The following is a 25534-nucleotide window of genomic DNA, read 5'->3' as shown; positions in this document are numbered from 1 at the left end:
GTGTTTGTTCATCTCAGATCATCAGCGGCAACGGGGCCGTCTTCCGTTCAGAGACGATCTCGACCGGGTTCCGATCGCGAGCCCGAACCGAGGACGCTCTCTGACCACCAGCGCCGGCTACTGGCTGTATCGCCCGGTCAGGCCGGCCAGCAGACCTACCCCATCGATCGCTTCATCGACGGATTTGCGAAAATCCATTCCCACACAACCGTTATGGCGCAGGTATTGTGAACGGCAAGCTCAAGCCCGAACAGAACCGGTTTGCGCCGCCGATCCTAGCCGCCGGATTAGTCAGTAGACGGCGAACTCGCGCCCCATGTCGGCCGTTGAGGTGATGTTTGCTGCGGCCCGATGCAGACGTTGCGACCACCCTGAACATCGCCGTTGCGCCAACACCTGACATTGCTCGTAGATACAGGAAGGTCGCGATCAAGCCCACGCAGGCCCTCAGCAGGAAGTGCCACCTAAAGGTTCTGATTTCTGGCGAACCGCTCTATCGGTGGAAAAAAAACGTCGAGAGTCGGGCTACCGATCTTCCTCGCTGCGAATGGGGGACGAATCGATCGACCGTCGGTGACCTAGTATTTTTAGCTTTATTCTGCCTATGGTTCGTGTCTCAACTTAGTGGGCAGCGGTGCGACCGAGGGCTAGAACCTGCACATGCGGGAATCACACGGCCAACTCGAAGCTAGGATTGAGCTTCTCACGTTCGAGCTCAACGAAGCCCTCGAACGCGAGACGGCGACCGGCGAGCTGCTTCGCGTCATCGCCTCGTCGCCGACCGATATCAAGCCGGTCCTCGACGCTGTGGCGGCGAGCGCCGCCCGTCTTTGCGACGCCTACGACGTGATCATCCGGCTCAAGAAGGACAATATGCTCCATCTCGGTGCGCATTCGGGCCCGATTGCGGTCGACGAGGCGCCGTGGCCGCTGGAGCGCGACCGGGTAATGGCGCGATCGGTGATCGATGCGAGGACCGTGCAGGTCGAAGACCTATCCGAAGCCGGGGCCGAATTCGCGGCAGGCCGGGAAATGGCCATTCAGTACGGCTTTCGCACCATTCTGGCGACACCTCTCGTGGGCGATGGAAGAGCGATCGGTGCGATTAGCCTGCGGCGAAGAGAGGTGAGACCGTTCAGCGACAGGCAGATTGAGCTTCTGAAGACCTTCGCCGACCAGGCCGTGATGGCCATCTCGAACGTGCGGCTGTTCGAAGAAGTGCAGGCGCGGACGGCCGAACTCAGCGAAGCGCTGGCTCAGCAGACCGCGACGGCCGACGTGCTCAAGGTAATCAGCCGGTCGGCCTTCGACCTTGAACCCGTACTGCAGACGCTACTCGATTCGGCGATCCGCCTGGCCGGCGGTGATATGGGCGCGATCTCACTGCGCGATGGCGATTGGCTACGGGTCATGACCGGGACCGGTTGGACCGATGAACTTCGCGCTTATGAGAAGAGCCATCCACACCCGATCGGGCGTGGGACATTTCAAGGTCGAGCCGCCCTCGAAGGGGCAACCGTTCATGTGCCCGACGTGTCCAAGGATATGGAATACAAAAGGCCGGAAGCGGCTACCATGGGCGATTTCCGCGCGGCCCTTTCGGTCCCCCTCAAGCGAGGCCAAGAGGTGATCGGTGTCTTCGGCATGGCGAGACGAACCGTGGGGCCGTTCTCACAACGCCAGATCGAACTTGTGGAGAGTTTCGCCGACCAGGCGGTCATCGCGATCGAGAACGTGCGCCTGTTCGACGAGGTGCAGGCGCGCAATCGCGAAGTGACCGAGGCCCTGGAGCGCGAGACCGCGACGGGCTCCATCCTGCGCGTCATCGCGGCGTCGCCCACCGACATCCAACCGGTTCTCGACGCCGTCGCTGAAAGCGCCGCGCGTCTCTGCGATGCCCATGACGCGACAATCTATCTGCGGCAGGGCGATCGTTTGGCGGTCGGGGCGCATCATGGGCCAATTCCGGTCGACGACGCCGGGCTGCCTGTCGCCCGTGACGTGGTCACCGGTCGCGCGGTGCTCGACCGGGCACCGGTCCATGTTCATGACCTGACCGAGGCGGGTGTAGACTTTGCGACTGGTAGGGCAATGGCCCACCGGCTCGGCTTCCGCACCATCCTTGCGATCCCACTGCTGCGTGACGGGGAGGCGGTCGGAGCGCTGATGATCCGGCGCATCGAGATGCGGCCCTTCACCGACAAGCAGATCGCGCTGCTCAAGACTTTCGCAGACCAGGCCGTCATCGCCATTTCCAACGTTCGGCTGTTCGAGGAGGTTCAGGCGCGGACGAGGGATCTGCAGGAAAGCCTGGAATACCAGACCGCCACTTCCGACGTGCTCGGCGTGATCAGCCGCTCGCCGGCGCAGGCGCAGCCGGTCCTCGACACCATCGTAACGACCGCCGGCCACCTCTGCGAGGCGGACTATGCCTATGTCTACATGCGCAAGGATGACGGGAAATATCATCTGGTGGCGGCGCACCCGGCGGACGCCGCGCAGATCGACTACTGGCGCGCCAATCCGGTCAGCCTCGACCGCGGCACGACCACCGGACGCACGGCATTGGAGCGGCGAACGGTGCATATCCCGGACGCGACCGCCGACCCGGCCTATACGCGCTCGGAATGGATCAAGCTGAGCGACGCGCGCACCTTTCTTGGCGTACCGCTGTTGCGCGATGGCGATCCGATCGGCGTCATCGCGGCGGCGCGCAGGCGCACGGTGCCCTTCTCGGACCGCCAGATCGAACTGATCACGACCTTCGCCGACCAGGCGGTGATCGCGATCGAGAACGCCAGGCTGTTCGAAGAGGTGCAGGCGCGGACGGCCGAACTGACCGAAGCGCTTGCTCAGCAGACCGCGACGGCGGACGTGCTCAAGGTTATCAGTGCCTCGACATTCGATCTCAAGGCGGTGCTTCAGACGCTGATAGAATCCGCGGTGAAGTTATGCGGGGCCGAACTGGGTGGCATATATATGCTCGACGGCGACGTTTACCGCATATCCGCTTCGCATGGGGACTCGCCTGAGTTGAGAGCCCATGAGGAAGCCCATCCCAATCGGGTTGGCCGGGATTCCTGGGTTGGTCGCGCCGCATTGGAAAGGGTGGTCGTTCATGTCCCCGACGTGACCCTGGACTTGGAGTATGGTACTCCAGATGTGCCAAAAATAGGAAAGTTCGCAGCTGGATTATCGGTGCCGTTGTTGCGCGAAGGGATCCCGATTGGTGTCTTCTCGATGGCGCGTGCAAAGCCAGGCCCGTTTTCCGAGCGCCAGATCGAACTCGTTCAGACTTTCGCCGACCAGGCCGTCATCGCGATCGAGAACGTCCGCCTGTTCGAGGAAGTGCAGCAGCGGACGCGGGAGGCCACCGAGGCGCTAGAGTACCAGACGGCGACCAGCGATGTGCTTGGCGTCATCAGCCGCTCGCCCACTGATGTGCAGCCGGTGTTCAACATGATCGCGCAAAGTGCCGCCCGTCTGTGCGAAGCGCAGTTCTGCTTTGTCTACAGATATGATGGCCAGCTTCTGCATTTCGTCGCGCATCACGGCATCACCGAAGAAAGCGTTGAGATCGTACGCAACACCTTTCCCGTGGCACCTACTCGCGGCAGTGCCGCCGAACGGGCGATTCTCTATCTTGAGGTGGCGCAGATCCCGGACCTCACCTTGGATAGTGAGTTCACGCATCGCGCCGCGGCGGCTTTCTCGGGCCTGCGCAGCGTTGTCGCCGTGCCGGTGCTGCGTGACGGCCTGCCCATCGGTTGCATAGCAGTCGGGCGTGCTGAGACGGGCTTTCTTGCCGCCAAGCAAGTCGAACTTCTGAAGACCTTCGCCGACCAGGCCGTGATCGCCATCGAGAATGTCCGCCTGTTTGATGAGGTCCAGGCGCGCACGGCGGAGCTCAGCGAGTCGCTCCAGCAGCAGACGGCGACCGCAGATGTGCTGAAAGTCATCAGCGCATCCGCCTTCGACCTGCAGACGGTGCTGGACACTCTCGTGGAATCGGCAGTCCGGCTGTGTCGCGCGGACAAGGGTTGCCTCGAACGAATTATCGATGGCAGGTTCGAATATGCGGCCATCACCGGATTTCCCCCGGGCTTCAGGGAGTATGGCGAAACGCACCAGACGGAACCCGGCCGCGGATCGGCTGTGGGGCGCGCTGCCGAAGAACTGCGCGTCATCCAGATCGAAGATGTCACCGTGGACCCCGAATATACACATTCGGCGATTGCCGCGGTCGGCGGCATGAGCACCGTCCTTGCAGTGCCGCTGCTTCGTGAAGGCGAACTCCTTGGCACCTTTGCCATGATCCGCACCGAGGTGCGGCCCTTTAACGAGAGGGAAATCGAACTGGTCAAAACCTTCGCCGACCAGGCGGTGATCGCCATCCAGAATGTGCGCCTGTTCGACGAGGTGCAGGCACGTACCGCAGATGTCAGCGAGGCGCTGAGGCAGCAGACGGCGACGGCGGATGTGCTGAAGGTGATCAGCCGCGCGGCTTTCGACCTGCCCACCGTGTTGAACGCTCTGGTCGAATCGGCCGCCAAGCTGTGCGGAGCAAGCTATGGCGGAATCTTCCTTCGTTACGGCAACATGCTGCGTGGCCGCGCCACTATCTCCGAAAGAAAAACCGATTGGATGATGGATCATCCGATCGCAATCGACCGCCGGTGGCTTTCGGGACGCGTAGCCCTCTCGGGTAGTATCGAGTACATACCCGACGTGGAGGAGGATGCGGATTTCAATCTGCAGGAATTCCGGGCAATCACCGACACAAGGGCGCTGATGGGTGTTCCGATGCTCAGAGAAGGCAAGGTCGAGGGCGTGTTCTTCCTCGGGAAGATGGAGCCGAATTCATTCACTTCGCGCCAAGGCGAACTTGTGCAGACGTTCGCCGACCAAGCCGTGATCGCGATCGAGAACGTCAGGCTGTTCGATCAGGTGCAGGCGCGCACTGAGGAACTGTCGCGCTCGCTGGACGACCTGCGCAAGGCCCAGGATCGGCTCGTGCAGACCGAAAAGCTCGCCTCGCTCGGCCAGCTGACCGCGGGTATAGCTCACGAGATCAAGAACCCGCTCAACTTCGTCAACAATTTTTCCTCGCTGTCCGGCGACCTGGTCGTGGAGTTGCGCGAGGCGCTGCAAGGCGCGGCGATTGACGACAAGATCCGCGCGGAGATCGATGAGTTGTCGGACATGCTGAAGGGCAATCTCGACAAGGTGGTACAGCACGGCAAGCGCGCCGACTCGATCGTCAGGAACATGCTGCTCCACTCGCGCTCGGGCTCGGGCGAGCACCGGCCGGTCGACATCAATGCCGTCGTGGAGGAGAGCTTGAACCTCGCCTATCATGGCGCCCGCGCCGAGGGGAAAGGCTTCAACATCATGTTGGAAAGGAATTTCGATCCAGGCGCCGGCGAGGTCGATCTCTTTCCGCAGGAGATCACCCGCGTGCTGTTGAACCTGATCTCCAACGGCTTTTACGCGACGACGAAACGGCGGGCGGCTGAAGGCGAAACGGGTTACGAGCCGGTGTTGGCGGCATCGACGAAAAGCCTGGGCGATGCGGTCGAGATCAGGATCCGCGACAACGGCACCGGCATCCCGCCGGAGGTGAAGGAAAAGATGTTCAACCCGTTCTTCACCACCAAGCCGGCGGGCGAGGGTACGGGGCTCGGCCTGTCCTTGAGCCACGACATCGTCGTGAAACAGCACGCAGGCACCATAGAGGTCGACACCGAGCCGGGCGCCTTCACCGAATTCCGCATCGTCTTGCCGCGCGGGGCCGCGACGCTCGCCAAAGCAGGAGGCAACGCTTGAGTCTGCTCATCCTGGTCGTGGACGACGAGCCTGATGTGGAGGTGCTGTTCAGACAGCAGTTCCGGCGCGATCTTAGGGTAGGACGCTTCGCCATGGCCTTCGCGCTTTCGGCGCCGCAGGCGCTCAACGTAATCGAGGCAGCGGACAGCGCCTCGCTCATCCTCATCCTGTCGGATATCAACATGCCGGGCATGAGCGGCCTGGAGCTTCTGCCGAAAGCGAGGGCGTTGCGTCCCGATGTGCCCGTGATCATGATCACCGCCTATGGCGACGCAGAGACCAATAGGAAGGCGCTGGAAAACGGCGCCGAGGCACTATTGACGAAGCCGCTCGATTTCGTCGCGCTACGCGGCGAGATCGACGTTCGCGTCGGGCTCGCGGCATGACGGCGCTGATCCTGGTCGTCGACGACGAGCCGGACCTGGAGCCGCTGGTCCTGCAGAAATTCCGCCACCAAATCCGCGACGGCGCCGTGAGCTTTATCTTCGCCCGCGACGGCGTCGAGGCGCTCGACCTGATCGCCGCCAATCCCGACATCGAAATGGTCGTTACCGACATCAACATGCCGCGCATGGACGGGCTGTCGCTTCTTGCGAAGCTCCAGGACGCCGAGGAGCGGCTGTCGACCATCATCTTGTCGGCCTATGGCGACATGGCCAACATCCGGACCGCAATGAACCGCGGGGCCTTCGATTTCCTGATGAAGCCGATCGATTTCGCCGACCTCGAGACGACTATCGCCAAGACGCTGAGGCACCTTTCCCTTCTGCGCGACGCGCGGGGCAGGCAGGTGGCGGCCGAGCGCGCGCACGCCTCGCTGTCGCGCTACTTCTCGCCCAACCTCGCCGAGCGGCTCGCCGGCGACGCTGGCGAGCTTGCCGGGCAGCGACGCGAGGTGGCGTCGCTCTTCACTGACATCGCCGGCTTCACTGCGCTGGCGGAAACGCTCGACCCGGCGGTACTGGGCGAACTCCTCAACGCGTACCTCGCCGGCATGACCGAAATCGTTTTCCACCACGAGGGCACGGTGGCCAAGATCGTCGGGGACGCACTGCATGTACTCTTCGGCGCGCCGGGCGAGCAGCCCGACCATGCCGCCCGCGCGGTCGCCAGCGCGCTTGACCTCGACGACTTTTCGGAAGACTTCCGCGCCGGCTGGCGCGCCAGGGGCGTGGCGCTCGGCCCCACCCGCATCGGCGTCCACGCCGGGCCGGCGATCGTCGGCAATTTCGGCGGCGCCCGCTTCTTCGACTACTCCGCCTATGGCGACACCATCAACATCGCGGCGCGGCTGGAAGCCGCCAACAAGCAACTAGGCACCCGTATTTGCGTGAGCGAGAGCGTCGCGAGGCAAGTTGTGAATTTCCGAGGGCGGCCGGTGGGTGACCTCGTGTTGAGAGGACGAACGGAGTCGCTGCGCGCTTTCGAGCCACTGCGGCCTGAGCAATGCGACGACCTCGCGACAAAGGATTACCTCGCCGCCTTCGCCAAGCTGGAAGCCGGCGACCCTAGTGCGGTCACCTCGTTCGCTGCTGAAGTAGGCAGGCGCGCAGAGGACCAGCTTGCGAGCTTCCACTTGAAGCGATTGCTGAACGGGGCGACAGGTCCGCGGATCAACATGGATTGATCGAGCCTACATTCAAATGTCCGCTTCCTCTCCCTTCGATCTCCTTGAGGCTCGTTCCGAAATTCTTCAATACATGAACGGCATCGGCGGGCGCGCCGATCGTGGCGATGGCGCACCTCGGGAACATCCTTGGCCATCGCCAGGGACTGCCGCACCCTCCGATCGAATAGCCGATCAGCAAGGACGGTGCTCGGTAATGATTACGCAGATAGTCGACGGTCGAACGGAGGTCAGCGACATTCGAGGAGAAATTCGTCGGGGCGAATTCGCCCTCGCTCGATCCCAAGCCCGTGAAGTCGAAGCGTAGGACAGCGACTCCTTCGCGAGCGAGCCCAATTGGTTGAGAAGCACCATCCGCTCGTCCATCCGGAGGACCGGGCAATCTATATCGAAGGACTTCGCAAAGCCGGCCTCGGATGAGGCGAAGCGTCAATCGCTGCCCATTCCGAATTAGCAGCGCTCGTTGAACGAGTGCCCCCGCCCTCTCTCTATCGCTTCTCGGGCCCTTTTCTTCCAGCCCGTCCGACTTGGGTGAGATTCGGCGGCCGCCTCATCCAGGCGAATATCTGCTTTTCCACCTTGGCTGCACAAAGCGGACTGGCAGCCTTCGGCCCCGAACAAGACGTTCGGTGCATCGCCCTGAAGCGTCCGCAAGTGGTGCTACCTGCTCGTTCCGATCGATGAGACGAATGGCAATATTCACCCATCTCGGCCATTCTCAGTAGCCACCTGATTAAGTTTTACTTAGGCCGTGATCCCGAACCGAAGGTCAGTGCAGCAAGAAGCGAAACCGGTTTCGGAAAAGGTCATAGCTAATGGAGCCCATCCGATTCTATCGGGGACGGATCAGGCTTTGGTCAGACCGGCCGCACCAGAACGTGTTTTTTCTTGCCGAGCGACAGCTTTACGACCTCTTCCGGGCCAAGATCCTGAAGCGTCACCACCTTGCGATCGTCGGACACCGGCTGGTCGTTGAGGCGCACGGCGCCGCCCTGGATGTGTCGCCGTGCCTCGCCGTTGGACGCGGCAAGTCCGGCGATGACGAACAGCGACAATATGCCGACGCCACTTTCCAGATCGGCCCTGCCCACTTCGACAGTCGGCAGCGTGTCGGCGGTAACACCTTCCTCGAACGTTTTGCGCGCCGTCTCTTCCGCTTGCTCTGCGGCGGCACGGCCGTGCAGCAGCGTACAGACTTCAGTCGCTAGGATCTTCTTCGCCTCGTTGATTTCGGAGCCGCCAAGCCGTTCCAAACGCGCGACCTCGTCCAGAGGCAACGTCGTGTAGAGCTTGAGAAAGCGGCCGACATCGGCGTCCTCGGTGTTGCGCCAGTATTGCCAGAATTCGTATGGCGACAGCATTTCGGCATCGAGCCAGACAGCGCCTGAAGCCGACTTGCCCATCTTGGCGCCGGATGAGGTGGTGAGCAGGGGCGTGGTCAGCGCGTAAAGCTGCGCGCCCTCCATGCGATGACCGAGATCGATGCCGTTGACGATGTTGCCCCACTGGTCGGAACCACCCATCTGCAGCCGGCAGCCGAGACGCTTGTAGAGCTCGACGAAGTCATAGGCCTGCAGGATCATGTAGTTGAATTCGAGGAACGACAGTGATTGCTCGCGCTCGAGCCTGAGCTTGACCGAATCGAAGGCCAGCATGCGGTTGACGGAGAAGTGCCGGCCGACATCGCGCAGGAAGTTGACGTAGTTGATTTCCATCAGCCAATCGGCGTTGTTGACCATGATGGCGTCGTTCGGACCACCGCTGAATTTGAGGTAGGGCATGAAATTGCGGCGGATACCGGCCAGATTGTCCTCAATGTCCTGCGGCGTCAGAAGCTTGCGTGCCTCGTCCTTGAACGACGGATCGCCGATCATCGAGGTCCCGCCGCCCATCAGCGCGATCGGCCGGTGACCGGTCTGCTGCAGCCAGTGCAGCATCATGATCTGGATCAGCGACCCGGCATGCAGGCTCTTGGCGGTCGCATCGAAGCCGATATAAGCGCTCACCGTCTCCTTGGCGAAAAGCTGGTCGAGGCCGGCATCATCCGAAATCTGGTGGATGAAACCGCGCTCGCTCATTATGCGCAGGAAATCGGATTTGAAGGCGGACATCTTTTCTTTCCCGAAAGCGCCCAACCGAAGCGGATCGGGCGTGGTATGCGTGAAGGCGGGCGTTTAGCATCCAAGCGCGATCAGCAAAAGGGGAATCCGGTTTTGCGGCCCGCGCGGATGGCGTGCGGATGCTTGCTTCATCGTTTGGGCTGGCGTAATGAGGCGCCGCGCCAGCGGGTTCTTGCAGCACTTACCCCGCTGGAACGGCACCGCACGGCATCGAATCGAATGCCATATCCTGTGACAGAGCCCGACGCGATATGCCGGAGATATCCATCATCATTCCTTGCCGGAACGAGGCGGCGAACCTGCCGCTTCTGCTCGATGAGATCGGGGCGGCGATGGCCGGGCGCGACTTCGAGGTGATCGTTGTCAACGATGGCTCGACCGACGAAACCGCTTCGGTCCTTGCCGTCCAGGCAGTACTTCGGCCGTTTCCGCTTCGCCACCTCCGGCATGAGAAATCCGCCGGCCAGTCGCTCTCTGTGCGTTCGGGCGCATGGGCGGCCCGCGGCGATATCGTCGCTACGATCGACGGCGACGGCCAAAACGATCCCAAATACATTCCGGTGCTGGTCGACGCCCTGCGGCAGGCCGGTCCCGATTTCGGTGTTGCGCAAGGAGAGCGCCTGAAGCGCCGTGACAGCAAGATCAAACAACTGGCGTCCCGTTTTGCCAACTGGCTGAGAAAGGCCATCCTGCATGACGAGACCCGCGACACGGGCTGCGGCCTGAAGGCGATCCATACCGGTATCCTCAGGAAATTGCCGTTCTTCGACGGCACGCACCGCTTTGTTCCGGCGCTCGTCATCCAGGAGGGGTATCGCGTCGTGCATTGCGACGTCGTCGACCGCTCTCGCCGCCACGGTAAGTCGAATTACGGAATTTTCGATCGCGGCCTGCAAGGGGTGCTTGATCTCGCCGGTGTCTGGTGGCTGCGCCGTAGGCGCCGGAGAATGCCAAAAACAGAGGAAATCAGGCATGGCTAACGTGCTTCAGGAATTGGCGATCTGGCTTCACGAGGTCTTCGTCAAGCAATTCGATGCGTGGGTTCTGCTCGGCTTCGTCGCTCAGTTCTTTTTTTCGATGCGCTTCGTCGTGCAGTGGATCGCGTCGGAAAAAGCCAAGCGCAGCGTCGTGCCGATCGCTTTCTGGTTCTTTTCGCTGTTCGGCGGCAGCCTGCTGCTGATCTATGCCATCCAGCGGCAGGATCCGGTGTTCATCGCCGGTCAATCCATGGGCATGTTCATCTATGTTCGCAATCTCTGGCTGATTGCCAATGAGCGCAAGGCGGCGATGACGAAGGTCGACTGAGCGACGGGCCTCCGTAAGAAGCAAACCGAAGGGGCTGACGTGGCGAGCAGGAACTATCTTTTTCTCTTCCTGTTCAGCCTGCTGATGACGATTTCGGGACTGGCGGCCATGCCGCCGCTCGACCGCGATGAGCCGCGCTTCGTCCAGGCCACCAAACAGATGGCCGAGACCGGCGACTATGTCGACATTCGCTTCCAGGAACGCTCACGCTACCAGAAGCCGATCGGCATCTACTGGTTGCAATCGGCAGCCGTCGCGCTGAGCGGCGAGGGCGCCGAGGCGCCGATCTGGGTGTATCGACTGGTCTCGGCGCTGGGTATCGCCATTGCCGTTGTGGCGACGGCCTGGACAGGGGCCAATCTTTTCGGCGCCAACGCCGGTCTGGCCGCCGGCCTTGTCATGGCTGCGATCTTCGCGACGGCTTTCGAGGGGCGTGACGCCAAGACCGACGCGATGCTTTTGGCCTGCTGCGTGGCGGCGCAAGGCGCGCTGGCGCAGATCTATACGTCGTCGCGGCGGAACGAAGTCGTCGGCAGCCACCTGCCATGGATATTCTGGGTAGCCCAGGGTGCGGCAATCCTGATCAAAGGGCCGATCGCGCCGCTGCTGTCGGCGCTGACGGTCGCCGTGCTGTTCGCGTTCGAGCGGGACTGGCGCTGGCTGTCGAAGCTGAAGGCGGGGCGCGGCCTGGCTCTCGTGTTGCTGATCATCCTGCCCTGGCTCGTCCTGATCACCTGGAAAAGCGGCGGCACTTTCCTGCAGCAGGCAGTCGGCAAGGATATGCTCGGCAAGGTCGCACAGGGCGAGGAATCGCATGGCCTGCCGCCCGGCTTCTATGTCTTGACCTATTCGCTGTTCATGTGGCCGTTCGGCCTGATCGCGGTGGGTGCCGGGCTCCAGGCACTCAATCGTCTGCGCGACGATCCCCGGCTCCGCTTCTGCCTCGCCTGGTACATTCCGTTCTGGCTACTGTTCGAACTGATCCCGACAAAACTGCCGCACTATGTCCTGCCGGCCTATCCCGGCATGGCGCTCATGGTCGGTTGGCTTTTGACATTGAAGCCGCAGGACGCGAACGCGCCGCTCCAGCGCTGGCAGACCTGGTTGTGGTGGGCGACTGCCTTTGGCCTCGCCTTGGTCACAACAGGCCTTACCGTGCTCTGCATTGCCGCGCCGCTGTATTTTACCGGCACCTTCTCATGGTGGAGCATTCCGGCTGCCCTTGCTGCGCTCGGAGCCGGCTATCTCGGCTTCTCGCGCCAACTGCAAGTGCGGCTCGGCCGTATTGGGGCAATCGCGATTTGCGCCGGTACCACCTACGCCGTGCTGTTCGGTGTCATCGCGCCGTCGTTGAAGCCTATTTGGATGAGCCGCGAGATCGAGGCTGCGGTTCGCGCCAATCGACCCTGCGAGACGATGGTGCTTGCCTCGGCCGGGTATCACGAACCGAGCCTGGTATTTCTGGTGGGCACAGAAACGATATTGACCAATGTCGATGGTACTGCGCAACATCTGCTTGCCGATCCTGCCTGCGCGCTGGCGCTAGCACCGGTTGGCGAGGAAAAGCGGCTGGACGACCTGCTGGCAGGGCAGGGCAGGTTGGCGAACCGCGTCGCCCGGATCGATGGCGTCAACTATTCATCGGGGGAGAAAATGTCACTTGGTCTATACCGGATCATCAACTGACTTCAGTGGTTTGACATGAGCATTGGTCGCAGAGCTCTGGTTCTTGAGCTGCTTCGAAAGCTGCCGGCGCGGTCGGTGGGCAATCTCCAGAAAACGATAGCGATCGCTCGTTCCCGATTTGCGAGGCGGCCGGCCAATTATTCCAGGATGCCATGGCTGACCTTGGTAGTCGCCTATCTGCTTCTGACCGCTGCCAGCATGGTTTTCCTGGATGGCATTGCCGTCAGCTGGCGAGACCGCTGGCCGAACGGGCTTGTCGCGGTCGCCAACGGCTTTACCAGTTTCGGCTTGGGCGGCTGGTATCTCATACCGCCGCTGGTGCTGTTCGTGCCGGCCAATCTGCTGGACTGGCAAGCCCTTTCAAGGCGTTGGCGCATGGTTGCATACAACTGGACCTGCTTCGCCTTCTTCGTGCTGAGCGCGGCCGGTTTGTCGGGGCTGACGGTGACGGTCTTGAAGCACGTCTTCGGCCGCAGCCGGCCAGTCCTGGACATGGGGTTATTCTCGTTCCGCCCATTCGAGTTCGACCCGTATTTCGCCAGTTTTCCCTCCGGCCATGCAACGAATATGGGCATGCTTGCGGCCGTGGTGATCCTTCTTTCCCCGGCATGGGGGAAATACGTTGTTTTGCCCATCACCGTCTGGGTAGCGGCGACGCGGATTGCGGTCGGTGCACACTATCCGAGCGATACGATCGCGGGCTTCGGCCTCGGCATGGCTTGCACCGTCGTTACGGCGCTGGTCTTTGCCCGGCTCGGCTTCATCTTCCGCCAAACTGCGGCGGGACTGCCGATCCGCAAGAAGACATTCAGGCTCAGCGCGGCGTGGCGCAAGCCGGCCGGGTCGACACCGACGCCTGTCCTGGCAGCAGCCAATCCCTGACGGATACTACTTGCTATCCAGCCCGCCGTAGGATCGTACCAGCCGGACCATGTCGGGCGAGTTCGGGCTCTCGCTCTCGAGCCCTTCGGCAACACCGCTACGGTCGGCGATCGGCCGGTTCTGGCTGACCTTCCACTTGCCTTGGATGTCAGTGATCTCGATTTCCAGCCCGACAATGCCCTTGATCTGCGACTGGATGAAGGTGGTTGGCGCGTCGGTCACCGCCCAAGGTGCTTCGCGAGCGCCTTCCTGTGACACCGTCAAATCGGAAATCTGCTGGGCCAGCCAGTCCTGGTCCTCGATCACCGTTACGATGCCGCGCACCTGGACAATGGCGTAGTTCCAGGTCGGCACGACCTTGCCGGTCTCGCGCTTGGTTTCATACCAGGACGGCGTCACATAGGCGTCTGTGCCCTGGAAGACGACCAGCACCGGCGATGCCGGGCTGTCGGCCAGCAGCCGCCATTGCGGATTGGCTCTCGCCAGATGCGCGCGCAACCTGCCGTTCGGCGGCACATCGGCGTCGAGCAGGAACGGGATCGCGTTGGCGACCGGCCCCTCGGCTCCATTTGAGATCAGCAGGCCAAGCGGATGCGCCCGGATCAGCCCGTGCAGCACGTCCTGCCGCGTTTCCTGGAAATGAGGGGGCTGGTACATCGCTGCTATCTCAGCCGTTTCGGCCGCGGGTCGGACAATTCACCGGCCAACCGGCGATCGAGATAGTCCGCGCATTCCTGGAGCAGGAGGTCCGCATCGTTGGAGAAGAAATGGTTGGCGCCGGGCAAGGTCTTCTGGGTGATGGTGATGCCCTTTTGCGTATGCAATTTGTCGACCAGCCCCTGCACATCCTTCGGCGGCGCCACCTTGTCGGCGTCGCCATGGATGATGAGGCCAGACGACGGGCAGGGCGCCAGGAACGAGAAATCATAGGTGTTGGGCTGCGGCGCGATCGAGATGAAGCCTTCGATCTCCGGCCGGCGCATCAGAAGCTGCATGCCGATCCACGAGCCGAACGAATAGCCGGCGACCCAGCAGCTCTTGGAATCCGGGTGCAGCGACTGCACCCAGTCAAGTGCCGCGGCCGCATCCGACAATTCGCCGGTGCCATGGTCGAATTCGCCCTGGCTGCGGCCAATGCCGCGAAAATTGAAGCGAAGCGTGGTGAAATCCCGCTTCTGGAACATGTAGAAGAGGTCGTAGACGATCTTGTTGTTCATCGTGCCGCCGAACTGGGGGTGCGGATGCAGGACGATGGCAATCGGCGCGCTCTTTTCCTTGGAAGGCTGGTAGCGACCCTCCAGGCGGCCGGCCGGACCGGTAAAAATGACCTCAGGCATAAAATACTCCACATGGCATAAGAATGCGCGGCGCCCGGAACAACTCTTCCTCTGGCCTTGACGCAGGGCGAGCGTCTTCTTAGAAGCTAGTTTAGAATTGTTCAAAACTGGGTGGCCAAAAAAATCGTGGCTCGGCCACCCGCGCCGCAAGTCGCGTAAATAGGACGGCTTGCCTTGCAATTTCAAGGAAATAACGCGCTATCCTCGCGGAATGGCTCTTGAAGGGACCAATCGAAACGAAAATGACCGGAAGACGCGCCTATCTCGACTATAATGCCAGTGCGCCGCTGCTTGCCGCGGCGCGTGCGGCAATGATTGCCGCCCTCGATGCCGCCGCCAACCCGTCTTCGGTCCATGCCGAGGGGCGCGCCGCACGGCGGCTGATCGAGAATGCGAGGCGCGATGTGGCAGCACTGGTCAACGCCAGGGCCGAGCATGTCGTGTTCACCTCCGGTGCGACGGAAGCCGCCTCGACGTTGCTGACGCCGGATTGGCAGATGGGGCGCGGCACTATCCGCATGGGCCGGCTCTACGTCTGCGAGGCCGACCATCCTTGCGTGCTGAATGGCGGGCGTTTTCCAGCAGCCCAGGTGACGCGGATCGGCGTCGAGGGCAACGGCATAATCAAGCTGGACGCGTTGGCGGCGGCACTCGCCGCGCACGACAAGGTAGACGGCCTGCCGCTGGTGGCGACCCATGCCGCCAACAACGAGACCGGCGTCATCCAGCCCGTCGACCGCATCGCCGAAATCGTCAAGGCGGCGGGCGGCATCCTGGTCGTCGACGCCGTGCAGGCGGCCGGTCGCATTCCGCTCGATATGTCAGCGGGTTACGCCGATTACTTGATTCTGTCTTCGCACAAGATCGGCGGTCCCAAGGGCGTTGGCGCCATCGTCGCCGCTTCGGACCTGATGATGCCGAGGCCCTTGATCACGGGCGGCGGCCAGGAAAGGGGTCATCGCGGCGGCACCGAAAACCCGGCCGCGATCGTCGGTTTTGGCGCGGCGGCGCGGGAGGCCCTGATCGGATTGAAGAGCATTGACGCAGTCGGTCGCCATCGCGACGAGATCGAGGCCTTCGTAAAAACGCTGGTGCCGGATGCGGAAATCTTCGGAACCGGCGCGCCGAGGCTTGCCAATACGACATTCTTCGCTATTGCGGGCATCAAGGCCGAGACGGCGCAGATCGCCTTCGACCTGGCCGGCGTGGCGCTGTCGGCCGGATCGGCCTGTTCGTCGGGCAAGGTCGGCCCGAGCCATGTGCTGAAGGCCATGGGGCACAGTGACAGCCTTGGCGCTTTGCGCGTGTCCATCGGCCACGCAACGAGCGCCGAGGACATCGAACTGTTCCGTGCCGCGCTGGCAGATATTGCCTCGCGCCGCGGGGGCAGGGAAAAAGCCGCCTGAGTGCGGCAGAATGATGCAGGCCTTCCGGCCTGGTAGAGCCGTGCGTTTCATGGTGGCCGGGTGAATTTCCGGCAGGGACGCACTATATGGAACTTACGCCGCTTAGGGTTGCCCTCGGGGTACTCGTTTCGCGGTGCCATAGTTTGAAAACTGCCGGGCCTTGACCCCGGCGTGGATGGAGAACGCATATGCCTGCTGTGCAGGACACGATCGATCGGGTCCGAAAGATCGACGTCGACCAGTATAAATACGGATTCCAGACCGAAATCGCGATGGACAAGGCCCCAAAGGGCCTGAGCGAAGATATTATCCGCTTCATTTCAGCGAAGAAGGACGAGCCGTCCTGGATGCTGGAATGGCGTCTGGAAGCCTATCGGCGCTGGGTGACGCTGGACGAGCCGAAGTGGGCGCGCGTCCATTATCCGAAGATCGATTTCCAGGACCTCTACTACTATGCGGCGCCCAAGAGCACGCCGGGACCGACCTCGCTGAGCGACGTCGATCCCGAACTGTTGAGGGTCTATGAAAAGCTCGGTATCCCGCTGAAGGAACAGGAAATCCTCGCCGGCGTGCAGAAAACCGATGTGTCGGAATTCGAGGAAGCCAGCGACAATGTCTACAAGTCTGGTCGCGTCGCCGTCGATGCTGTGTTCGATTCAGTTTCCGTCGTCACCACCTTCAAGAAGGAGCTGGCACAGGCCGGCGTCATCTTCTGCTCGATCTCGGAAGCCATCCGCGAGCATCCGGAACTGGTGAAGAAGTATCTCGGTTCGGTCGTGCCGACCTCCGACAATTTCTACGCCACGCTGAATTCGGCGGTGTTCACCGATGGCTCCTTCGTGTTCGTGCCCAAGGGCGTGCGATGCCCGATGGAATTGTCGACTTATTTCCGCATGAACGAGAAGAATACCGGCCAGTTCGAGCGCACGCTGATCATCGCCGAGGAGGGGGCATACGTCTCCTATCTCGAAGGCTGCACGGCGCCGCAGCGCGACGAGAACCAGCTTCACGCCGCCGTGGTCGAACTGATCGCGCTCGACGATGCCGAGATCAAATACTCGACGGTGCAGAACTGGTACCCCGGCGATGCCGAGGGCAAGGGCGGCATCTACAATTTCGTCACCAAGCGTGGCGACTGCCGTGGCGATCGCTCGAAGATTTCGTGGACGCAGGTCGAGACCGGCTCGGCGATCACCTGGAAATATCCGAGCTGCATCTTGCGCGGCGACGATTCCAGCGGCGAGTTCTATTCGATCGCCGTGTCGAACGGCTACCAGCAGGTCGATAGCGGCACCAAGATGATCCATCTCGGCAAGAACACGTCGAGCCGTATCATCTCCAAGGGCATTGCCGCCGGCTTCTCGCAGAACACCTATCGCGGGCAGGTCTCGGCGCACCGCAAGGCGACCAACGCCCGCAACTTCACCAATTGCGACTCGCTGCTGATCGGCGACCAGTGCGGCGCGCATACCGTGCCCTACATGGAAGCCAAGAACGCGACGGCGCAGTTCGAGCATGAGGCGACCACCTCGAAGATTTCCGAGGACCAGAAATTCTACGTCATGCAGCGCGGCATTCCGGAAGAAGAGGCGATCGCGCTGATCGTCAACGGCTTCGTCAAGGACGTCATCCAGCAACTGCCGATGGAGTTCGCGGTCGAGGCGCAGAAGCTGATTGGGATTAGCTTAGAGGGCTCGGTCGGCTGACCGGATAAAAATTTTCAGGAAAAGAAAAAATGCTTGAGATCAGAAACCTGCATGCCCGCATCGTCGATGACGGCACCGAGATCATCCGCGGCTTGAACCTGACGGTGAAAGCCGGTGAGGTCGCCGCCATTATGGGCCCTAACGGCTCAGGAAAATCGACGCTGTCCTACATCCTCGCCGGTCGCGAGGATTATGAAGTGACCGAAGGCGAAATCCTCTACAACGGCCAGTCGATCCTCGAAATGGACCCGGCCGAGCGTGCCACCGCAGGCATCTTCCTCGCCTTTCAGTATCCGATGGAGATACCGGGCGTGGCGACGATGGAATTCCTGAAAGTGGCGATGAACGAGCAGCGCAAGGCGCGCGGCGAGGAGCCGCTGAAGATCCCCGAATTCCTGAAGCGCGTGAAGGACGCGGCCGCCTTGCTCGACATGGACATGGCAATGCTGAAACGGCCGCTCAATGTCGGCTTTTCCGGCGGCGAGAAGAAGCGCGCCGAGATCCTGCAGATGAAGCTTCTGGAGCCAAAACTGTGCGTGCTCGACGAGACTGATTCCGGCCTCGACATCGATGCGCTGAAGATCGTCTCGGAAGGCGTCAATGCGTTGCGCGCGCCAGACCGCGCCATCGTCATCATCACCCACTACCAGCGCCTGCTTCAGTACATCGTGCCGGATAGTGTGCACGTGCTCTACAGAGGCCAGGTGGTCAAGTCCGGCGACAAGTCGCTGGCGCTCGACCTCGAAGCCAATGGCTATGCCGGCGTGATCGGCCAAGCCGCGTGAGATGCCAGAAGGCCCAGAAGGCAAGCCAAACAAGGCGAAACTGATGAATATACACACGACACCCCAGCGAACGCCGGCCGAAACAGCGCTGATCGACGCCTTCAGCGACCGGCTGTCGCTGCTGCCCGGCGACGGCACGGTGATGCTGAAGCGCGACGACGCCATCGAGGCGATCAAGAGCGGACTGCCGACGCGGCGCATCGAATCCTGGCATTACACCGACCTGCGCCGTCTGCTGAATGCAGTGCCGGACTTCGATCCGGCAGCCGCCGCGAAAGCCATTGCGCCGATCGTTGAGGGCTCCGTCATTTTGCCGGTGCTGAACGGCGTGTCGAGCGCGAAAGTGCCTGTCATCGACGGCGTTATCGTCCAGCGCCTGTCGGAGAAATTAACCGACGGCAGCATCGCACCTGGGCTCGATCCCTACGGCACCGACGATGCCATCGGCGCACTGAACACAGCCTTTGTCGCCGACGGCTATTTTGTCGACATCGCCGATGGCGCCGAACTGGACAAGCCAGTCGAGTTGCAGAACCTGCAGGCCGGCGGCCAGACGCATGTGCGCCTGGCCGTCCGCGTCGGTGCCGGCGCCAAGGCTGTCATCGTCGAGCGCCAGACGGGCGAGGGCGCCGCACTGGTCAGTTCGGTCAGCCAGCTTCTGCTTGACGAGGGCGCCGACGTGACGTGGCTGATCGTGCAGGAGCAGCCGGATACGGCCACGCATCTTGCCCAGTTCAAGGCGCATCTTGGCAAGAATTCCAAACTGACGCTGTTCGTGATGAATGCCGGCGGCAAGCTGGTGCGTCAGGAGATCGTGGTCAAGACGACAGGCGAAGGCGCCGATTTCACGCTGCGCGGCATCAACCTGCTTGCCGGCGACACCCATACGGACGTGACCATGGTGCTCGACCATGCCGTGCCGCACACGGCTTCCACGGAAGTGATCCGCAACGTGGTGACGGGAAGAGCGCGCGGCGTCTTCCAGGGGCGCATCAACGTCCACCAATATGCGCAGAAGACCAACGCCAAGATGGCCTGCAACACGCTGCTTCTGTCGGACGACGGCGAGTTCTCGACCAAGCCGGAGCTCGAGATCTTCGCCGACGACGTCGTCTGCGGCCATGGCGCGACCGTCACCGAGATCGACCACAGCCATCTGTTCTACCTGATGGCGCGCGGTATCGACGAGAAGTCGGCCCGTGGCCTGTTGGTGAAGGCGTTCGTCGCCGAGGTGATCGAGGAACTGGACGACGAGGCGATTGTCGAGGCGCTGGAAACGAGGCTCGACGGCTGGTTCGCGACGCACGGGTGAAGTGGGTGAGGGGTGCTGGACGGAATGAGGCGATGCCTCGAGAGAGCTTGTGATGGACCAGAAAGTCGAAAACATCCCCTACGACGTCGAGGCGATCCGCCGCGACTTCCCGATCCTGTCGCGGGAAGTCTACGGCAAACCGCTGGTCTATCTCGACAATGGCGCTTCGGCACAGAAGCCGCAGATCGTGCTCGACACCATCCAGCACGCTTATTCCCAGGAATACGCCAACGTCCATCGCGGGCTGCATTTCCTGTCGAATGCCGCGACCGATGCCTATGAGAAAGCGCGCGAGACGGTTCGCCGTTTCCTCAACACGCCAAGCACCGACAACATCGTCTTCACTTCCAACACGACCGCGGCGATCAACACTGTCGCCTACGGCTATGGCATGCCCAATATCGGCGAGGGCGACGAAATAGTCCTTTCGATCATGGAGCACCATTCCAACATCGTGCCGTGGCATTTCATCCGCGAGCGGCAGGGTGCCAAGCTTGTCTGGGTGCCGGTCGACGATCTCGGCGTCTTCCATATCGAAGAGTTCGAGAAGCGGCTGACCGATCGCACCAAGCTCGTCGCCATCACGCACATGTCGAATGCGTTGGGCACGGTGACGCCGATCAAGGAGATCGTCCGTATCGCGCACGCGCGCGGCATTCCGGTGCTGGTCGACGGCAGCCAGAGCGCCGTGCATATGCCGATCGACGTCCAGGATCTCGACTGCGATTTCTTCGTCTTCACCGGCCACAAAGTCTACGGGCCCTCGGGCATCGGCGTGCTCTATGGCAAGAAGGACATGCTGGAACGCATGCGCCCATTCATGGGCGGCGGCGAGATGATCGAGGAGGTGACGCAAGACATCGTCACCTACAACGATCCGCCGCACCGCTTCGAGGCCGGCACGCCGCCGATCGTGCAGGCGATCGGGCTGGGCTCTGCGCTGGAATACATGGAAAAGATCGGCCGCGAGCGCATTGCCGCGCACGAGGCCGATTTGAAGGATTATGCCCATCAGCGGCTGCGGGCCATCAACTCGCTGCGCATCTTCGGCGATGCGCCCGATAAGGGCGCCATCATCTCCTTCGAGCTTCAGGGCATTCATGCCCACGACGTGTCGATGGTAATCGATAGGCAAGGCGTTGCTGTCCGCGCAGGCACGCATTGCGCCCAGCCGCTGTTGAAACGTTTCGGCGTAACCTCCACATGCAGAGCATCGTTCGGCATGTATAATACCAGGGCCGAAGTCGACGCTTTGGCAGATGCGCTCGAAAAAGCGCGAAAGTTCTTCGGGTGACGATCATGGATGATGCAGGCCGCACCGCTGAGACCACTTCGGAAACGACCGCTAACGGTCTAGTTTCCGCCTCGGCCATTCCCGCCGACGAACTGGCGCGGCTGACCGACGACATCGTCTCGGCGCTCAAGACAGTCTACGATCCGGAAATCCCGGCCGACATCTACGAGCTTGGCCTGATCTACAAGATCGACATCGAGGACGACCGCTCGGTCAAGATCGACATGACGCTGACCGCGCCGGGCTGTCCGGTGGCCGGCGAAATGCCCGGCTGGGTGGAGAATGCCGTCGGCGCCGTCGAAGGCGTGTCCGGCGTCGAGGTCAACATGACCTTCGATCCGCCCTGGTCGCCCGACCGCATGTCGGAAGAGGCGCAGGTCGCGGTGGGCTGGTATTAATGGGCATACTTGCGCCGGGCAGAAAATTTCACCATTTTAGGTGAGGAATCATTCGGCAGGCCTTGAACCTGCACGCAATGGAGAAAGAAGAAGATGGGACGCTTCGCCGTCATCACGATGACCGAAAAGGCTGCTGACCGGGTGCGCGAGATCGTCGCAACCCGTGAGAATGCGCATGGCATTCGTCTCGGCATCAAGAAGGGCGGCTGCGCCGGCATGGAGTATACGGTCGACCTGGTGACCGAGCCGAACACCAAGGACGATCATATCGAGCGCGACGGCGCCCATGTCTATGTCGCGCCCGAAGCGGCGCTTTTCCTGTTCGGCACCGAGATGGATTTCGAGCAGACGACGCTGCGCACCGGCTTCACCTTCCGCAACCCGAACCAGAGTTCGGCCTGCGGTTGCGGCGAATCGGTTGAGCTCAAGCCGGCCGATCTGAAGGCACTGGCCGAGGCACGCGCTTCGGCCTGATCGGGCTCCTCACTCCACCCACATTTTTGTTCGTTTGTGCCAGTCGGCGATCGACTCTTCCGGGTAGACGTCGAACACCTTGTCGCCCTTGCCGACGTCAGGTTCGACCCAGTTCGCCTTGTATTTCAGCATGAGATGCACCTTTTCAGGTGGTTTCGGCAGGTCTGTGTCGATCGCCGACGCGAAGGGATGGACCAGTTCCGGCCAGGTCGGATCGTAGAGCCACAGTGCCGATCCGCATTTCCGGCAGAAATTCCGCTCGCCCGTTGAAACCTCGCATTGCGGATGCTCGTCGTCCTCGATCTCCGCCTGGTAGACGCCAAGATTGCGTTTGCCCTTGATTTTCAACGTGTCGAAATCGGCGCCGAGATTGATGGCAAAGCCACCGCCGCCCTGCTGCTTGCGGCAGATCGAGCAGTAGCACAGCATGAACGGCACCGGCGTGTGGCTTTCCACCTCGAAACAGACAGCGTTGCACCGGCAGGACCCTTTGAGCAGAAGCGGCATGAAAAAACTCCGACGAAATTGGTCTCAACTTGTCAGGATGGTGCTGGTTGCGGCGATGACAAGGAGAAATCCCGATGACATGATCGCGGCATGGACAATGAACGCATCGCCGAACTTTTCGAAGGCTTGGGCCCGGTCAGCATCCGCAAGCTGTTCGGCGGCAAGGGCATCTACTTCGACCGGGTCATCGTCGCGATCGTCCTTCGCGGTGAACTTTTGCTGAAGGCCGACGCGGAAAGCGCGCCGGAATTCGAAGCGGCCGGCTGTCGGCAATGGACCTATACCGGCTCGAGGCATGGCAAACTCGTGTCCATGCCATACTGGAGCATCCCTGACAGTGCCTTCGATGATCCGGATGAGATGGCGGTCTGGGCACGCCGGGCCTATGAGGCGGGGCTGCGGGCCGGCAAGTAGGCTTGCCTCCCCGCTGGTCATCACCTCATGCCAAGTCCTGCGCCTCGGGCACAAGGGTCAGCGCCTCAGCAAAACTCGCCGCCGTAAAAGCCGGCGCACGCCCCATACCCTCGCTGGCAAGCATCGCCACGGCAACGCCTTCGCGTAGCGCCGCACGTAGTGTCAGGCCGTTGAGCAGGGCAGCCACCGTTGCACCCCCCAGCGCATCGCCGGCGCTGTCCGACACCTTTCCTGGGGCTGGCGGCAGGATCGAGAAGGCGCCGACCTCGTCGAAGCCCAGCACCGGACCGTCATCCGCCGTCACGACGCCGCCTTTGAGGTCCGCGCGCCTCAGGCCGTCGATGATATCTTGCTCCGCAGCACCGATACCCACATCGGCGAGTGCGATGGCCTCGCGCCGGTTCATGAAGACCAGCGCCAGACTGCCGAGCATTGGCGCGAGTCGCGCCGCCTTGGCCGGTGAGACGGCAAGGGCGAAAACCGGCTTGCCGGCGGCAAGCGCCACCAGCCGCTCAAGTGCTGCCGATGGCAGGTTTGCGTCGCACAGGATCGCATCGGCAGTGCTGATCGCCTCGCGCACCTTGGCGCGGCGGATCTGCTTGGCAAGCGCCAGATCGTAGAGCGCCATGTCGGCAAGGCCGACGATCAGCGCACCGTCGCCGTCGACCAGCATCGTGTTGCTCGGCGTCGCGCGATCGAGGAACACCGCGGACAGATCGGCAATGCCGGCAGCATGGATGGCGCGCGAGACCGTATCGGCCAGAACATCACCGCCGCGCACCGAAAGCAGCGAGCCGGAAACGCCGCGGCGCACGGCGCTGCGCAGCGCATTGAAGACGGCGCCGCCGACAGCCTCGCGCATCGTGCCGGGATTCGACGCTGCCGGCACAAAGGCGCCCGAAACCTGGCCGCGCCGATCTATATAGGCGCCGCCTACGGCCAGGATTGTCGGCGACTTCATCATGCCGGCGAGAAGACCATTGCTGTTGCCAGGTGAAGACTAGGTTGTCCGGCGGAACCCGGCAACCGGAGGCGCGATTCGGAAGATGCCGGCACGATCCTGCGGGAGACGCGGGATACATCTTGGCGTGAAAGCGCGAAACAAAAAAAGAACAAATGCGGATACTTTTTGTTTTTCAATGGGTTGTATCCCCTTGCCAAATGAGAACAAAAAAGGTACAAATTAATAAGGATTACGGATTGTCCGGCCTTCATTGACGACCAAGGGGTGATGTATCATGGCTCAGAATTCTTTGCGGCTTGTAGAGGACAAAGCAGTGGATAAATCAAAGGCTCTGGATGCGGCGCTGTCGCAAATCGAGCGTGCCTTCGGCAAGGGCTCGATCATGCGGCTCGGCGCAAACGAGCAGGTCGTCGAGATCGAAACGGTGCCGACCGGCTCGCTTGGCCTCGACATCGCGCTTGGCGTCGGCGGTCTGCCGCGCGGCCGCATCGTCGAGATCTACGGGCCGGAAAGCTCGGGCAAGACGACGCTAGCGCTGCACACGGTGGCCGAGGCCCAGAAGAAGGGCGGCATCTGCGCCTTCGTCGATGCTGAGCATGCGCTCGATCCGGTCTATGCCCGCAAGCTCGGCGTCGATCTCGAGAACCTGCTGATCTCGCAGCCTGATACCGGCGAGCAGGCGCTGGAGATCTGCGACACGCTGGTGCGTTCCGGCGCCATCGACGTGCTGGTGGTCGATTCGGTCGCGGCGCTGACGCCGCGCGCCGAAATTGAGGGCGAGATGGGCGATTCGCTGCCGGGCCTGCAGGCCCGCCTGATGAGCCAGGCGCTGCGCAAGCTGACCGCCTCGATCTCGCGCTCCAACACCATGGTCATCTTCATCAACCAGATCCGCATGAAGATCGGCGTCATGTTCGGTTCGCCCGAGACCACGACCGGCGGCAACGCGCTGAAATTCTATGCTTCGGTCCGCCTCGACATTCGCCGCATCGGCTCGGTCAAAGACCGCGACGAGGTCGTCGGCAACCAGACCCGCGTCAAGGTCGTCAAGAACAAGCTGGCGCCGCCCTTCAAGGTGGTCGAATTCGACATCATGTATGGCGAGGGCGTGTCCAAGACTGGCGAGCTGGTCGACCTTGGCGTCAAAGCCGGCGTGGTCGAGAAGTCGGGCGCCTGGTTCTCCTACAATTCGCAGCGTCTCGGCCAGGGCCGTGAGAACGCCAAATTGTTCCTGCGCGACAATCCCGATACGGCGCGCGAGATCGAATTGGCGCTGCGGCAGAATGCCGGGCTGATCGCGGAGAAATTCCTCGAGAATGGTGGTTCCGAAGGCGGCGACGATGGTTTCGAGGATGAAGCCGGCGCGATGTGAGGCTTCGGTGGTGGCCGGAGTTTGGCCATAATTCCCGCTCATCACCTGCAGCTCATGTAATCGAGTTCTGTATTGTTGCGTTTCGAACCGCCGGCCTAGCGCCGGCGGTTTGCGTTTCA

Annotated in this window: 21 protein-coding genes and 1 pseudogene; 16 read left to right on the top strand and 6 right to left on the bottom strand. The window is 61.9% G+C overall.

Annotation, left to right across the window (positions count from 1 at the left end; genetic code table 11):
- Positions 1–660: 660 nt before the first annotated feature.
- The 3 genes from CIT25_RS35045 to CIT25_RS35035 are packed head-to-tail and all read left to right on the top strand — an operon-like array spanning position 661 to position 7453.
- Positions 661–5826, top strand: a complete 5166-nt coding sequence (locus CIT25_RS35045) for a GAF domain-containing protein (RefSeq protein WP_095489611.1) — start codon at positions 661–663, stop codon at positions 5824–5826.
- Entirely contained in the window at positions 5823–6212 is a 390-nt protein-coding gene (locus CIT25_RS35040; protein ID WP_095489610.1) for a response regulator, read from the top strand. Before CIT25_RS35045 ends, CIT25_RS35040 begins: the two co-directional genes overlap by 4 nt.
- On the top strand, positions 6209–7453 hold the full coding sequence (locus tag CIT25_RS35035) for an adenylate/guanylate cyclase domain-containing protein (protein ID WP_095489609.1): 1245 nt from the start codon (positions 6209–6211) through the stop codon (positions 7451–7453). The genes CIT25_RS35040 and CIT25_RS35035 overlap by 4 nt, the downstream gene beginning before the upstream one ends.
- 7 nt (positions 7454–7460) lie before the next feature.
- Here the strand turns inward: CIT25_RS35035 and CIT25_RS37980 are convergent.
- Together CIT25_RS37980 and tyrS are read right to left on the bottom strand one after the other, a co-directional pair.
- Positions 7461–7790: pseudogene (locus CIT25_RS37980) on the bottom strand (alpha/beta fold hydrolase); the annotation flags it as partial.
- A 520-nt stretch (positions 7791–8310) separates the two neighbouring features.
- Positions 8311–9564, bottom strand: a complete 1254-nt coding sequence (gene tyrS / locus CIT25_RS35025; protein ID WP_095489694.1) for a tyrosine--tRNA ligase — start codon at positions 9562–9564, stop codon at positions 8311–8313.
- Positions 9565–9824: 260 nt separating this feature from the next.
- Between tyrS and CIT25_RS35020 the strand changes: the two genes are divergently transcribed.
- The 4 genes from CIT25_RS35020 to CIT25_RS35005 all read left to right on the top strand — a co-directional run bounded on the left by CIT25_RS35020 (position 9825) and on the right by CIT25_RS35005 (position 13446).
- A complete protein-coding gene (locus CIT25_RS35020; RefSeq protein ID WP_095489607.1) occupies positions 9825–10553 on the top strand; it encodes a glycosyltransferase family 2 protein in 729 nt (242 codons plus the stop codon).
- The gene (locus CIT25_RS35015; protein ID WP_095489606.1) at positions 10546–10878 is read left to right on the top strand and encodes a lipid-A-disaccharide synthase N-terminal domain-containing protein; all 333 of its coding nucleotides are present in this window, start codon (positions 10546–10548) and stop codon (positions 10876–10878) included. The genes CIT25_RS35020 and CIT25_RS35015 overlap by 8 nt, the downstream gene beginning before the upstream one ends.
- 84 nt (positions 10879–10962) lie before the next feature.
- On the top strand, positions 10963–12564 hold the full coding sequence (locus tag CIT25_RS35010; RefSeq protein WP_095489693.1) for an ArnT family glycosyltransferase: 1602 nt from the start codon (positions 10963–10965) through the stop codon (positions 12562–12564).
- Positions 12565–12711: 147 nt separating this feature from the next.
- A complete protein-coding gene (locus CIT25_RS35005; protein WP_245330146.1) occupies positions 12712–13446 on the top strand; it encodes a phosphatase PAP2 family protein in 735 nt (244 codons plus the stop codon).
- 6 nt (positions 13447–13452) lie between these two features.
- Here the strand turns inward: CIT25_RS35005 and CIT25_RS35000 are convergent, their stop codons facing one another.
- Both CIT25_RS35000 and CIT25_RS34995 read right to left on the bottom strand, forming a co-directional pair.
- Positions 13453–14103 carry an FMN-binding negative transcriptional regulator gene (locus CIT25_RS35000; protein WP_095489604.1) on the bottom strand — a complete coding sequence of 217 codons (651 nt, stop codon included), beginning with the start codon at positions 14101–14103 and terminating at the stop codon, positions 13453–13455.
- Between the two features lie 5 nt (positions 14104–14108).
- Complete coding sequence (locus tag CIT25_RS34995) at positions 14109–14783, bottom strand: alpha/beta hydrolase (protein WP_095489603.1); 675 nt, start codon at positions 14781–14783, stop codon at positions 14109–14111.
- A gap of 242 nt (positions 14784–15025) precedes the next feature.
- On the opposite strand from CIT25_RS34995, the gene CIT25_RS34990 reads away from it, so the two are divergent.
- The 7 genes from CIT25_RS34990 to sufA all read left to right on the top strand — a co-directional run bounded on the left by CIT25_RS34990 (position 15026) and on the right by sufA (position 22158).
- The gene (locus CIT25_RS34990) at positions 15026–16189 is read left to right on the top strand and encodes a cysteine desulfurase family protein (RefSeq protein ID WP_095489692.1); all 1164 of its coding nucleotides are present in this window, start codon (positions 15026–15028) and stop codon (positions 16187–16189) included.
- A gap of 188 nt (positions 16190–16377) precedes the next feature.
- The gene (sufB, locus tag CIT25_RS34985) at positions 16378–17895 is read left to right on the top strand and encodes a Fe-S cluster assembly protein SufB (RefSeq protein WP_029353581.1); all 1518 of its coding nucleotides are present in this window, start codon (positions 16378–16380) and stop codon (positions 17893–17895) included.
- A gap of 29 nt (positions 17896–17924) precedes the next feature.
- Entirely contained in the window at positions 17925–18680 is a 756-nt protein-coding gene (gene sufC / locus CIT25_RS34980) for a Fe-S cluster assembly ATPase SufC (protein WP_095489602.1), read from the top strand.
- 43 nt (positions 18681–18723) lie between these two features.
- Complete coding sequence (sufD, locus tag CIT25_RS34975) at positions 18724–19992, top strand: Fe-S cluster assembly protein SufD (protein WP_095489691.1); 1269 nt, start codon at positions 18724–18726, stop codon at positions 19990–19992.
- A 52-nt stretch (positions 19993–20044) separates the two neighbouring features.
- Complete coding sequence (locus tag CIT25_RS34970; protein WP_095489601.1) at positions 20045–21286, top strand: cysteine desulfurase; 1242 nt, start codon at positions 20045–20047, stop codon at positions 21284–21286.
- Between the two features lie 5 nt (positions 21287–21291).
- Positions 21292–21684, top strand: coding sequence for an SUF system Fe-S cluster assembly protein (locus CIT25_RS34965; protein WP_095489690.1), 393 nt, complete (start codon positions 21292–21294; stop codon positions 21682–21684).
- Between the two features lie 93 nt (positions 21685–21777).
- Entirely contained in the window at positions 21778–22158 is a 381-nt protein-coding gene (sufA, locus tag CIT25_RS34960; RefSeq protein ID WP_006206001.1) for a Fe-S cluster assembly scaffold SufA, read from the top strand.
- Positions 22159–22167: 9 nt separating this feature from the next.
- On the opposite strand, the gene CIT25_RS34955 is transcribed toward sufA, so the two are convergent.
- Positions 22168–22665, bottom strand: a complete 498-nt coding sequence (locus CIT25_RS34955) for a GFA family protein (protein ID WP_095489600.1) — start codon at positions 22663–22665, stop codon at positions 22168–22170.
- 90 nt (positions 22666–22755) lie between these two features.
- Between CIT25_RS34955 and CIT25_RS34950 the strand changes: the two genes are divergently transcribed.
- Positions 22756–23079, top strand: coding sequence for a TfoX/Sxy family protein (locus CIT25_RS34950; protein WP_095489599.1), 324 nt, complete (start codon positions 22756–22758; stop codon positions 23077–23079).
- 25 nt (positions 23080–23104) lie between these two features.
- On the opposite strand, the gene CIT25_RS34945 is transcribed toward CIT25_RS34950, so the two are convergent.
- Positions 23105–24043, bottom strand: a complete 939-nt coding sequence (locus tag CIT25_RS34945) for a carbohydrate kinase family protein (protein WP_095489598.1) — start codon at positions 24041–24043, stop codon at positions 23105–23107.
- Between the two features lie 274 nt (positions 24044–24317).
- Between CIT25_RS34945 and recA the strand changes: the two genes are divergently transcribed.
- Positions 24318–25415, top strand: a complete 1098-nt coding sequence (gene recA / locus CIT25_RS34940; protein ID WP_008875470.1) for a recombinase RecA — start codon at positions 24318–24320, stop codon at positions 25413–25415.
- The last annotated feature ends 119 nt before the right edge of the window (positions 25416–25534 follow it).

The organism is Mesorhizobium mediterraneum (assembly GCF_002284565.1).
In the GTDB taxonomy this organism is placed as follows: Bacteria; Pseudomonadota; Alphaproteobacteria; order Rhizobiales; family Rhizobiaceae; genus Mesorhizobium; species Mesorhizobium mediterraneum.
The sequence above is the reverse complement of the archived record's forward strand: the minus strand, read 5'-3'. Positions and strand labels throughout refer to the sequence as shown.